The sequence below is a fragment of the Paenibacillus sp. J2L1-98 genome (genome assembly GCF_056269405.1).
The window spans coordinates 889,028-900,433 of the sequence record NZ_JBWDNW010000001.1; the positions used below are offsets into that span (position 1 = coordinate 889,028).

The following is an 11,406-nucleotide window of genomic DNA, read 5'->3' on the forward strand; positions in this document are numbered from 1 at the left end:
CGATGAATGATAAGTCAATGAAAAGCTATGAAACTATTAAAATCTTATCATTTAATAAACGTTATTCAGCTTCTTCGACAGCCAGAAATACAGCCAGGTGACCAAGCCGACGATGACGGCGGTCGTGAAGCCGATCGCGCTGCCGTACCCGATGTTCTGAACGGAGGAGCCCGTCGTAGTCAGCGGGAAAAACAGCTTGTACAGGTACAGGTACATGACCTCCGTTTTGCCGAAGGGGCCGCCTTCCGTCAATACCATTATGCTCTCATAGCCTTTCAGGGAGGTCGTGATGGCAAGCATGATGATCATCTGCAGCACGGGTCCCAGCATCGGGATCGTGATAAACCACAAACGCTGGGCAGGATTTACGCCGTCCAGCGACGCCGCCTCATAGACGTCCTCCGGAATGCTTTGAAGCCCGGCGATGAAGAGCAGCATATAGTTGCCTACGGCGCCCCAGACAGCGATTACAACGATGGTCAGCATCGCATAAGCTGCGCCGAGCCAGTCGATAGGGCCGGACACCAAGTTCAGCTTTAGCAGGTATTGATTGATTATGCCGTTGTAAGAGTTAAATACAATATAAAATACGATGGACATGACCGATGCGCTGAAGATCGTCGGCAGAAAAAAAATCGCCCTAAAGGCATGCCGCCCGCGCAGCTTGCGATTAAGAATAACGGCCAATACAAGCGATAACGGCAGCGTGATGATCAGCTTGCCGCCTGCATACACGAACGTGTTCGCAACCGATTGCCAAAACTCGGCATCCCGGGCGACCCTCGCAAAATTGCCGAGTCCGACAAATTTCGGCGTGCCGTACCCCTGGTAATCGTAGAACATATATCGGAGCGCCCATAATACCGGATAGATGCCGAGTGCCATCGTCAGGAAAAAGCTGGGAAAGCTAAACAAATAAGCTCCGATTCGATTTTTATGCATGCTTTCATCTCCTCCCGTCTTGTAGCTTCATTGTATAGGATGCCGTCAGGCATCCGGGATGGGGCAATCAATGAAGCTGGGGGGACGAAACCACTATTGTCCCGTTTGTCCTCTCGCAATAAGTATCTTGAAAAAGCAAAAAGCCGACGTTTGTTATAATACCAACGTCAGCTTGCCAAACACTACCCCGCAAAGTCATGGCCATACCTCATTTGTTGCCATCCATGCAAAAAGCCCGCACGGATACAGGTCCGGTGCGGGCTGAAATGCTGCAGTCAGCCGTATTTATAGGTGATGCCGTACCCCCCTTTTGGGTAAACCCAATCGATGTTGTCGTAGGGGCATGCGATCCGGCACGTGCCGCATTCGATGCAGTTTTCATACGCGACGGTCGTCAGCTTCTGCTTTTTGTCCCAATCGTACACATCGGACGGGCAAAAATAATTGCAGTCCTTCTTGATGCATTTCAGACAGTTGTCCCGTTCCTTAATGATTAGATGGGATACGTCGTCGCACTTGTAGCGGATCGTAAACAGCTTGTCGGAAATTGAATCACTCATCCGTTCATCGCCCTCCAGCCTTTGTAACCCAATTTCAGTAAATTCATCGTCCCGCCAGCAGCGTCCTTAATTAATTTTATGGCCATTTTTTGTTTTTGTGCCTTGGAGATCCCGTCAACCAGAAACATCTGATAAGCGGCTTCATTGAGCGCCGACGGCAGCTTGTCGAACAGCAGCTCCGGATCTTGTTCCTTCAGCAGCTCGTGCATCCCTTTATATTTCTTCAAATCCTTCTCGATAAACGAGCTTCGGATCTTCCGGTCGTACAGCTGCAGCGATTCGCGTGAAAAATCGTTCTTCAGTTTGGCCTCCACGATGGCCTCGCCTGCCAGCTTCCCCGACGTCATGGCAAGGTTCGTGCCCTCCCGGTGAACGAGATTGACCATCTGCGCCGCATCCCCTGCGATTACCCAGCCGTCTCCGGACAGTGAAGGCATCGAATGATAGCCGCCTTCGGGGATGAGATGCCCCGAATATTCCAGCACCTCTCCGCCCTGAATCAATTTGCGGATCATCGGATGCTGTTTCGCCGCCTCCAGCACGGCGTACGGCTTGATCCGCTTCTCCCTCAGCTGATCGACCATGACGCCGACGCCCAGCGAGAGCGTTTCTTTGTTCGTATACAAAAATCCCATCCCCGCCATCCCTAAAGAGGTGTCGCCGATAAACTCGATCGTGACGCCCTCGTCGCCTTCCAGATTGAAGCGGTCCTGAATTTTCTCCCTCGGAAGGGCGATCACCTCCTTCACCGCGAGCGATACCTCGTCGGGCCGCCATTCCTTATGCACGCCGAGCGATTTGCCGAGCAAGGAATTGACGCCGTCCGCAATGACGACGACGTCGGCGTACAGATCGCCGTCGTCCCGATCCGTCTTTACGCCGACGACGCGGTCGTCTTTTCTAAGCAATTCTACCGCGACCGTCTGATAGACCGGGATAGCCCCGGCCTGGACAGCTTTGTCGGCAAACCACTGGTCGAACTTCACCCTGAGACCGGTGAAGCAGTTATAAGGCGCCTTGTAGGCTTCGTTCCGGTGGCCGAACGTCGTTACGGATTCCTTGCCCATCATCCATACCCGCTGCTCGACGATGTAGCGCTCCATCGGGAACCCTTTTTCCGTCCAAAATTCGGGGATCATGTCCTCCAGCTGCTTCCGGTACAACACGCCGCCGAAAATATTTTTCGAGCCGGGAAACTCGCCCCGCTCCAGCAGCACGACTCGCAGTCCGGCTCTGGCCATCGTCAGCGCGGCTGCCGCGCCGGCCGGTCCCGCGCCGACGACGACCGCGTCAAACTTTTCGTTCATAATCCTTCACCTCTTCCTGCGAAAGCGCCCGTTTCTTCTTCACTTCGGCCGTGATGGCAGGGACGATTTTGAATAAATCCCCGACGATGCGGTAATGCGCGGTCTGGAAAATAGGTGCTTCCGGATCTTTATTAATCGCCACGATCACGTCGGAATTGGACATTCCGACGATGTGCTGAACCGCTCCGGATATGCCGATGGCGAAGTAAAGCTTCGGTCTTACGGTGCAGCCGGTTTGCCCGACCTGATGCTCATGCTTGATCCAGCCCGCATCGACGGCTGCCCGGGAAGCGCCGACGATTCCCCCGAGAGCGTCGGCCAGCTCCTTCAGCATGGCGAAAGGCTCCGATCCTCCCAGCCCCCGGCCGCCGGCGACGATGATTTCCGCTTCCTCCAGATTGATTTTGTCGCGTTCCTGGATGAAATCCAGCACCCGCGTCGCAATTTGCTCCTCGGTCATCGCGTTCGCGATGCGGATGACCTCGCCTTCGCGGGTGGCATCGCGCGGCAGCGCCTGGAACACGCCCGCGCGGGCCGTAGCCATCTGAGGCCGATACTGCTTGCACAAGATCGTTGCCATCATTTTCTCCGAGAAGGCGGGGCGGCTAGCGAGCAGCAGCCGCGACGGCGACGGCTCGACATCCAATTCGGTCGTATCCGCAGTCAGTCCGGTCGGCAGGTGGGTGGCGATCGCGCCGGCTAAATCCCTGCCGGTGCCCGTCGCGCCGAACAGACAAATTTCAGGCTTAGCCTCTCCGATGACCTTCATCGCGACACGGCTATAAGGCCTCGTCCGGTACGCTTTCAGCTCGGGCGCCTCGCACAAAAATACTTTGTCCGCACCGTAATAAATCGCTTCCTGCGCCAAATGCCCCACTTCGTGCCCGATGACGAGCGCCATCAGTTGAACCTCCAGCTTCTCCGCGAGCCTTTTCCCCTCCCCCAGCAGCTGCCAGGAAACCTTCTTGGCTTCCCCGTCCCGCTGCTCCACGACAACGAGCACGCCCCGGTAATCGGACCAATCGGATGTTTGTTCCGCATCTCTTGCAGCAGTCATCTGCATCCCCTCCTAAAGGTTAAGTCCACCCGAATCTTTCCGGCAGATCACTCTCCCACAGCTTACCTACCAGCTCCCCGGCCACTTGCTCGGGAGAATCGCCGCTAATGATTTGGCCGTTTATTTTTCTGACTTCAGGCACCCACGTTTTGCTGACGATCGTCGGCGATCCTTTCAATCCGATCTTGGCGTTGTCCAGATCGGGGAAATCAGCGGTCGTCCATATGTAAGGCTTGTAACCGGCAGCCCGGATCATGCCCGGCAGCGAAGCTCTGCGGACTTTGTTCAGCTCCTTAAGCGCGGTAATAAGCAGCGGCATGGAAGACTCGACGACCTCAAGCCCGTCCTCCAAATACCGGTGAACGGTTACTTTCCGACTGATGGGGTTCACATCGGCGACCTTTCCCACATACGTCAGCTGCTCCAGGTCCAACCGGCACGCAATGCCGGGGCCGACCTGCCCGGTATCCCCGTCCAGCGTTTGCTTGCCGCAAAACACGATGTCCGCCTTTCCCCACAACTCCTCGACTTTGCGGATCGTCCGCGCCACCACATAAGAAGTCGCAAGCGTATCTGCGCCTGCAAATTTCCGGTCGGTGACAAGAACAGCCTCATCCGCGCCGAGCGAAATACATTCTTTCAGCGACTTCTCGGCAGGAGGCGGCCCCATGGTGACGACCGTGACTCTGGCGTCATGCTCATCCTTGATGCGCAACGCCTCTTCCAGGCCGTGCAGATCGTAGAAATTGACGATGCTCGGCACGCCCTGGCGGATTAACGTATTGTTGACGGGATCGATCCGGATTTCCCGGCTGTCGGGAACCTGCTTGATGCAAACGATAATATGCAGCACTCGTCGCACACCTCCTAAAAGTTTTTACGGCTTCACTGAATCGACTTCCATGAACGAGCAAAAACTCGCTTCGGAAGCATAAGTCAAATCTTCGCCCAGTCGTCCCAGTACGGATGAACGTACTTCTCGGTCAGCTCATCGTTACGGGAGCTTGCTTTGATCGCTTCCGAAAGTCTCCATGCTTTGTCAAAGGTTGAGGGGGCCGTCGTATAGAAGAGCGGAGGAACGAGCCAAAAGACCCTCCCTTTCGCCACCGGGTAAACGATCGTTTTCCAGCCGGCGTCGATTTCATCCTCTTCCCATATCAAGGCGATAAGCCAGTTCGCGAATGCATGGCGCTTCCCGTCATTGCAGATGTAGATCTCGCCCAACTGTTCCTTGTCACGCTGCCCGATCGGAATATACGGTCTTTGGAAAAAGCACTCCAGATTCAGGAACTGGCCCATGCTTACAGCCCCCTCGCCATTTTTAGCTTAACGATTAAGGCTTTTAAACGCTTTCATATTTACAATGGCGTGGTAAAGGTTACGGTTCATTATATGCGGGACTGGGGAAATCTTTCTTTCGTTCTTCCATAACGCAAAAAAGACACCCGCAAAGGTGTCTTCCGCAATAAACTATGCATGCAATCCCAAGACTTCCTGATGGCGCGGCATCTGAATGATTGCTTCCGTGACGATATCCGCCTGACTCTAATATATCATTCTCCGCCATGCCGGCCAATAGCCTTATGCATACGACGAGGCCTAATCCTGCCCCGTTTTCCTTCGTCGTAAAAAAAGGCGTGAACAATTGCTTCAGCACTTCCGGCGGCATGCCTTTCCCCGTTTCATTTATCGCTTTACTTCACTACCACCCGTACTCGGCAGAGATTCGGCAATTGAGTATAGAAGTCACTGCTGCCGCTTTCCCTGTTCGACGCTGCTCGCAATACGGTAAAATACGTACCGGGCTTGGAGAAAACGTACGTCCCTTCAACAACTGCTTGAGATCCAGCTTCATTAAGTTGACTAATAGCCGCTTTTACCGGAAAGGCAGCCTCCCCTTCAAAATCCCACTCCGCAGATACAATCTTCCCAGTGTTCGGCGGGACTTCGATCTTTGCTTCAAAATGGACTGATTCTCCAACTGACACTTCTGCACGTTCACTACCATTGGCCGTGAGGAGTATGACGGGTTGAATGCCTTTGCGTTCCGCTGCATTGGAAGGAACAACAACCTGCCCGTCAGCAACTTCGTAGCTTGTGCTGTCAGGAGGAGTAACCCCTCTCTCTACCCAATCGCTCAGATCGAGAAGCGCCTGATGCAGCGCAGGAACATACGTTACGATATGCAGATCGTCGAGTGCACCGTTCGAGCTCGTATCAGCATGTAAAGCATGATCAACATACCAAAGTCTGAAATGATCATCAAGTTTCTCGCCAAGATGTTCTTTGACTTTGCTTCGATACCAATCGGCTTGCCAAGGGAACGCGCTTTCGTCCATGAGCGTCTGTACGACAATCATCTTCCCTTCAAACCGGCCGCTTTGAATCGAACCCGCTCCTCCGAAAGAAACGGCCGGCCCTACTTGAAACGGCCGTTGTGGATATATCGGCTCGCCGTTCTCATCCCGGAATTGATCCCATACGGAATAATCTCTGGACGGAACTTGATGCCGGTGATAGGTTTGAATGGCAATGTAGTCCGAGTTATCCAGCACGATCTCGTCGCCTACTTTCACGGTTTCAAGGTTTTGAACGGATGCGAAAAATCCGAATGCCGACCCGATCGTGACGACGTTTCCGTCGATCCGTCCGAACGGGATTTTTAGACCTGCTGCCTCTCCGCTAACAACCCTGATGAACGCTCCATCCAGATAGGCATCCCCATCCGGGACGCTATTCACCTTAAAGAAAGGAATGGTCGCCTCAGCCGTCTCAAGCATTTTCCAAGCCTCGTCGACTCCCATATTGTTTGCTGCATTGGTCTCTGAAGCATCCTGCTTTCGTGGCCAAACAACCTCCGTTATAACCGTCTTAAATTGAAGACGTGCCTTCAATGCCGAACTTCCGGGGGCAGCGCCAAGGTAGCCGGGAACGGTCCAGTACTCCTCGAAATAGGAAGGATCCATTTTCATAACGGCAGGCGTTAGAACCGTAAGTGCGCCGTCACCAATCTCTTTGTAAGCAAACCATGCCTTGGGTGGAAATCCCATTCGGGTCACTTCTTCAAGAGCATGTCTTTCTTCCTCATTCAATCCGGCATACATGTCCCCGCTGCCTCCAGGCTCTATCGCGTCGATTATTGCAGGAAATTTATCCTTGAGGATTCTCATTGCGTGGACGCGAGCCGTAAACACATTTGGAATCGCCATAGGCGTTCCGATGACGAAGGGCACTGCGCCGTCCCAAATGCCGGTCGTATTTTCTATGAAACTCATCGTTTTGAATCCGCCGCCGCTCCCGCCGTAAATGTAACCGTACGGACGATGCGGTCCGAATAGTTCCGCCGCTTTAACCCGTGAATATAGCGCCACCGCGGCGCTTGCTCGATATACGAGCGTAACATCAGAGGATGCTCCGCCCATATTGGTTTCCACTAGGTAAGCGCCGCTGGATATCGCAAATCCGATTTTGTTGTCGATGCCGTCCGTATGGCTTTGGGCCGCGTTTTCACTGCCTTGTACAGGGTAGACCGGTTGAAAAAACCGTCCCTTATAGTTCTCTTTAACCGGGAAATAAAACGAAAATCTCGTTTCGGTACCATCAAATCCGCCATGAATGTACCGATGACGAACGGGTTCCTCTCTCCATTCATCGATATCTACATATGGATTTTGGAACTGGGAGTCTTGCAAACCGTCGTAGAGCGAATTTACGTTGTTTGCCTTTTCTTTTTCATGAATGGACATTATTTTTCCTTCTTTCCGCAAGTTCTTTAGATATTTCGGCTTGCTTCTTTTCCGTTAGATCGAACCAGAACATACATATCGCAAATGCACCAAGAACGGCGGGCAGAACCCCTACCAATACCTTCAGGCCAAAGAGAGTTGCCCCGCTTTGCTCCACGCCTGGAACATATCCAATAACCGTCAGCGCTCCGGCTGCAATCGCTCCGGATATAGCTGTTGCAAAGGTTTGGATAAATCCATTGAATGAGCTCATGAATGCATTCAAATTCAGACCGCTCTTCCATTCGGTATAATCGATCGCAGCGGGCATCATAGCGCCCTGGGCAGGGCTGGCAAACCCGCCGATTAAACTAGTGAGAACCGAAATTGCGATAAAAATCATGAGACCGGCATTATTGGCCGGGATGAATAAATAGATGGGACATGTGGCCAAACCGACGATTACACCGGCCAGCACCGTGTTTCTCAAACCAAACCGCCTGATGACCCTTTGACTGAATGCGACTCCGACGAGAGTTGGAATTAGCACAATAATCCCAACAATCGCCATTAATCCTTCGTTGTTGAAAAAATATTTATAGAAATGGATTTGAACACCGGACCGAATACCAGAAGATATAGAGCCTGCGAATAAATATACATATAATATAACGGCGTATTTGTTAGTGAAAGTCGCTGCAATCATCTTTTTAAACGAAGGCGACTTCTGATCTTTATTTACAGCTAGAACGTATCTTTCCTTAACTCGTACCGATTGAAAGATGGATATAATAACCGTTATGACTGCCGCCGCTGCCATTAAGATAGAGAATCCTTTGGCATCGTCTCCACCGCCTAAGGCTTTATATAGAGGCACGGTACCTACTTGAACAATCAAGGCTCCGATCAGAATGAAGAGGAAGCCTAGCTGAGCAATTGATATTCGTTCCTCAATTCTTTTGGTCACGGCAGGTACAACCGCATTGCTTGGAATCGTGATGATTGAGGCGAAAAGACTATAAATCGTATACGTCACTATGGCATAGACCAACTTTCCGGCCTCGCTCAAGTCGGGAACCGTAAAGGTTAACCATCCGGAGATACCGAACGGAACGCCCAAAATTAAAAACCAAGGCGTATATTTCCCCCACGGTGTACTGATTTTATCCAACAATGCGCCGAATAACGGAGCGATTAGTGCATCAACAAAGCGAATAACGAGAAATAATGCGGCTACAAAAGCCGGGTTTATTTTCATAAAGTCCGTGTAGAAAAACAATAAATACATTTGAATAATTTGATAATGGAACGTATTCGGCGCATTCCCGATAATAAGTGCTATCTTTTCACTTAATTTAAGCTTCGGATGTTCGCCTTCACTGGCGGCCGTCTTCTCAGCCACCCCAACAGATGCCATAAAATCCCCCCTTAGAATGCAAGCTTGAAAGCACTTACACGAGAATTATGGCATACATTTGACTCCGCGTATGGTATGTTAGATATATAAATTGTACAAAATCGAGGTGAATTCGATGTCCATGACTGATCATTTAGACGATTTGGAATATATATGTAAACTGATACACGAAAGTTTAAGTCTCCCTGTTTACTGCAAACTAAATTCGGACCTGCAAAAAGAATCTTTCTGGGCCGCCGGCTTGCCTGATCATCCATTGTTTTCCGATGCTGCCGACCTATTCCGTTCGGCCGCATGTAAAGGTACCGAGCTCAGCAGCCCGGTTGTTCATGAAACCAATTACTCGGAGCAGTTTGCCGTAGTTCCGGTCATTCGAAATGCACAATGTCAAGCCGTCATCGTTATCGGCCCAACCACCCGGCATAATCATAATGACCTGTCCACCGAATTCTGGCAAGAACATGGATTACCGCATGAGAAACGAACCAAATGGACGGAATACTATCACAGTCTCCCGTTCGTGGACCGCTTGCGATTACTATATATTTGCGTCTCGGCTAATTGGATGATCAATCAACAGGCACTGGACATTACGGACGTAATCGAATCCACTCTGCAGTACGGCCTATCCGATCAACAGCAGGAAAAAGAACTGAAACTCACCGATCGCCGGGAGTACTCTATTTTCCACGATGGAAATGTAGGACACAGTCATATGCTGGAGTTAATTAAACGCGGAGAAAAAAACGAATTGATAAAACAGTTGGCCAAAGCAACCAACGTGGATTATATTAGCGAGGTCAATTCGAAACGAAGCCATCTTCGGAACGTGAAAAATCTCGCCATTGGCGGAGTCACGTTAAGCAGCCATATGGCTACCCAAGGTGGAGTGTATGAAGAGTTAGCCATGACGCTTTGCGGATTGCATGTGATGCATATTGAAGAGTTAAACGATCTGGCTGCTGTGGAAGCTGTTGTTTTCGCTGCAATCGTGGATTTTGCCGAGCGTGTCAGCCAATGCCGAAATAACAACGTTTCTAAACCGGTCTATATATGCAAGGAATACATCTACCTTCATCTGTTCGAAGAAATTACTATGCACCAGTTGTCGGATGTATCCGGACTTAACCCTGACTATTTATCACAGCTGTTCAAGAAGGAAACCGGTCTGACTCTTATGAACTACATCCAGAGGGAACGAATTGAGGAGGCTAAGAAACTGCTAGACCATACCTCCGACACGATCACAATTATCGGTGAGCGACTGACTTTTTATGATCAATCTCATTTCGTCAAGGTATTCAAGAAACACGCGGGTATTACACCGAAGCAGTACCGGAACCGCAAACGTTCCAATTGAAGAAATACGTCTTTTACTTTCCATGACGATATTCCGATCATAGAGCATCATTGGAGGGAATGAGCAGCTTGTTGCAAATTCGGCAAGTCGGGTGAAAAATTGATGTATAAAAAGCAAAACAATCCACAAAATAACTCCACATCCAGTTAAGGAGTGAACATATATGAGCAGAAAAAGCCTAGTCGTTCCACAAGCACAAGCAGCACTTGACCAAATGAAATATGAGGTAGCACAACAGTTTGGAATTCAATGGTCTCCAGATGGATACAATGGGAATATGACTACTCGTGATGCAGGTACTATTGGTGGAAACATCACAAGAGCTTTAATTCAAATTGCAGAACAATCCCTTGGCTCAGGAGTAAGAAGATTCTAATTTAAAATAAAAAAAATGCCCTCCTCAATCTCATAAAGAGACTAGGAGGGCTATTTTAAATTTAGAAGTCCTAGACTGCCGCTGTTTTATTGAGTAGCGTCAGTTCTTAGAGGTCATTGTTTAATTTAGGAACTATTATTTCGAACGTTTCTTGGAAGATGCTTTATCATGCTTCCCGCGTTTCACGCTCGATACCATGACATTTTTCTCCGTATGCGTATAAATGTGCTTATAGACAGGACAACAATGATGCTGTTTAACCGTTTCAATATTTTGAACGACATTCACAAGCTGCGGATGGTAGTAGTTCTCGTATAGCGTAATTGGAGGATCATAGATCGTCTGCGTTGGACAATCGGGACAAAAGTCAATTTCATTCATACTGCCTACATTTCCGACATTGCCCATATTATAGTAATTATTACGGTACACAGTAATTATCTCCTTCCTGCTTTGGAATACACCTTATTGTATTCGCAGAGAGGCAATGCGGCCTGTATGATTGACTCGGAAGGCGATGGCCCCCAATGTTTCTGTGGTATAGAGGGCGAGACAATTGTCGTGTATCGGTTACCTAGTTCAGACTGCGATTTTGATTTTTAATGCTACCCGTTATAATCATCAGCCAGATATTGCCGTGATTTCCGTCCATCTGGCCGCCG

General features: G+C 50.1%; 12 protein-coding genes. 2 read left to right on the forward strand and 10 right to left on the reverse strand.

Features of this window, described 5'->3' with window-relative positions; all coding sequences use genetic code 11:
* Window positions 1-51: 51 nt before the first annotated feature.
* From AC0YNZ_RS04005 to AC0YNZ_RS04045, 9 genes are all read right to left on the reverse strand, one after another.
* The gene (locus AC0YNZ_RS04005) at window positions 52-942 is read right to left on the reverse strand and encodes a carbohydrate ABC transporter permease (protein ID WP_475825365.1); all 891 of its coding nucleotides are present in this window, start codon (window positions 940-942) and stop codon (window positions 52-54) included.
* A gap of 275 nt (window positions 943-1,217) precedes the next feature.
* Window positions 1,218-1,502, reverse strand: a complete 285-nt coding sequence (locus AC0YNZ_RS04010) for a ferredoxin family protein (RefSeq protein WP_475825366.1) — start codon at window positions 1,500-1,502, stop codon at window positions 1,218-1,220.
* On the reverse strand, window positions 1,499-2,809 hold the full coding sequence (locus AC0YNZ_RS04015; protein ID WP_475825367.1) for an FAD-dependent oxidoreductase: 1,311 nt from the start codon (window positions 2,807-2,809) through the stop codon (window positions 1,499-1,501). Before AC0YNZ_RS04015 ends, AC0YNZ_RS04010 begins: the two co-directional genes overlap by 4 nt.
* A complete protein-coding gene (locus AC0YNZ_RS04020) occupies window positions 2,793-3,866 on the reverse strand; it encodes an electron transfer flavoprotein subunit alpha/FixB family protein (RefSeq protein WP_475825368.1) in 1,074 nt (357 codons plus the stop codon). Before AC0YNZ_RS04020 ends, AC0YNZ_RS04015 begins: the two co-directional genes overlap by 17 nt.
* Window positions 3,867-3,885: 19 nt before the next feature.
* Entirely contained in the window at window positions 3,886-4,719 is an 834-nt protein-coding gene (locus tag AC0YNZ_RS04025) for an electron transfer flavoprotein subunit beta/FixA family protein (protein ID WP_475825369.1), read from the reverse strand.
* An 83-nt stretch (window positions 4,720-4,802) separates the two neighbouring features.
* The gene (locus AC0YNZ_RS04030; protein WP_475825370.1) at window positions 4,803-5,165 is read right to left on the reverse strand and encodes a hypothetical protein; all 363 of its coding nucleotides are present in this window, start codon (window positions 5,163-5,165) and stop codon (window positions 4,803-4,805) included.
* 79 nt (window positions 5,166-5,244) lie between these two features.
* A complete protein-coding gene (locus tag AC0YNZ_RS04035; RefSeq protein WP_475825515.1) occupies window positions 5,245-5,556 on the reverse strand; it encodes an ATP-binding protein in 312 nt (103 codons plus the stop codon).
* A 4-nt stretch (window positions 5,557-5,560) separates the two neighbouring features.
* Window positions 5,561-7,612 carry a hypothetical protein gene (locus AC0YNZ_RS04040; RefSeq protein ID WP_475825371.1) on the reverse strand — a complete coding sequence of 684 codons (2,052 nt, stop codon included), beginning with the start codon at window positions 7,610-7,612 and terminating at the stop codon, window positions 5,561-5,563.
* Entirely contained in the window at window positions 7,599-9,008 is a 1,410-nt protein-coding gene (locus tag AC0YNZ_RS04045; protein WP_475825372.1) for an MFS transporter, read from the reverse strand. Before AC0YNZ_RS04045 ends, AC0YNZ_RS04040 begins: the two co-directional genes overlap by 14 nt.
* A 121-nt stretch (window positions 9,009-9,129) precedes the next feature.
* On the opposite strand from AC0YNZ_RS04045, the gene AC0YNZ_RS04050 reads away from it, so the two are divergent.
* Window positions 9,130-10,368: a helix-turn-helix domain-containing protein gene (locus AC0YNZ_RS04050; protein ID WP_475825373.1), complete on the forward strand. Its 1,239-nt coding sequence runs from the start codon at window positions 9,130-9,132 to the stop codon at window positions 10,366-10,368.
* 163 nt (window positions 10,369-10,531) lie between these two features.
* Complete coding sequence (locus AC0YNZ_RS04055; protein WP_475825374.1) at window positions 10,532-10,744, forward strand: small, acid-soluble spore protein, alpha/beta type; 213 nt, start codon at window positions 10,532-10,534, stop codon at window positions 10,742-10,744.
* A 135-nt stretch (window positions 10,745-10,879) separates the two neighbouring features.
* Here AC0YNZ_RS04055 and AC0YNZ_RS04060 read toward each other — a convergent pair whose 3' ends face one another.
* Window positions 10,880-11,176 (reverse strand): hypothetical protein, encoded by a 297-nt coding sequence (locus tag AC0YNZ_RS04060; RefSeq protein ID WP_475825375.1) that lies wholly within the window; start codon window positions 11,174-11,176, stop codon window positions 10,880-10,882.
* Window positions 11,177-11,406: the final 230 nt, after the last annotated feature.

Excerpts from the sequence above, each read along its gene's own strand:
- AC0YNZ_RS04010 (WP_475825366.1), bottom strand. The coding sequence starts at position 1,502 with ATGAGTGATTCAATTTCCGACAAGCTGTTTACGATCCGCTACAAGTGC.
- AC0YNZ_RS04005 (WP_475825365.1), bottom strand. The coding sequence starts at position 942 with ATGCATAAAAATCGAATCGGAGCTTATTTGTTTAGCTTTCCCAGCTTT.
- AC0YNZ_RS04015 (WP_475825367.1), bottom strand. The coding sequence starts at position 2,809 with ATGAACGAAAAGTTTGACGCGGTCGTCGTCGGCGCGGGACCGGCCGGC.
- AC0YNZ_RS04055 (WP_475825374.1), top strand. The coding sequence starts at position 10,532 with ATGAGCAGAAAAAGCCTAGTCGTTCCACAAGCACAAGCAGCACTTGAC.
- AC0YNZ_RS04030 (WP_475825370.1), bottom strand. The coding sequence starts at position 5,165 with ATGGGCCAGTTCCTGAATCTGGAGTGCTTTTTCCAAAGACCGTATATT.
- AC0YNZ_RS04045 (WP_475825372.1), bottom strand. The coding sequence starts at position 9,008 with ATGGCATCTGTTGGGGTGGCTGAGAAGACGGCCGCCAGTGAAGGCGAA.
- AC0YNZ_RS04040 (WP_475825371.1), bottom strand. The coding sequence starts at position 7,612 with ATGTCCATTCATGAAAAAGAAAAGGCAAACAACGTAAATTCGCTCTAC.
- AC0YNZ_RS04050 (WP_475825373.1), top strand. The coding sequence starts at position 9,130 with ATGACTGATCATTTAGACGATTTGGAATATATATGTAAACTGATACAC.
- AC0YNZ_RS04020 (WP_475825368.1), bottom strand. The coding sequence starts at position 3,866 with ATGACTGCTGCAAGAGATGCGGAACAAACATCCGATTGGTCCGATTAC.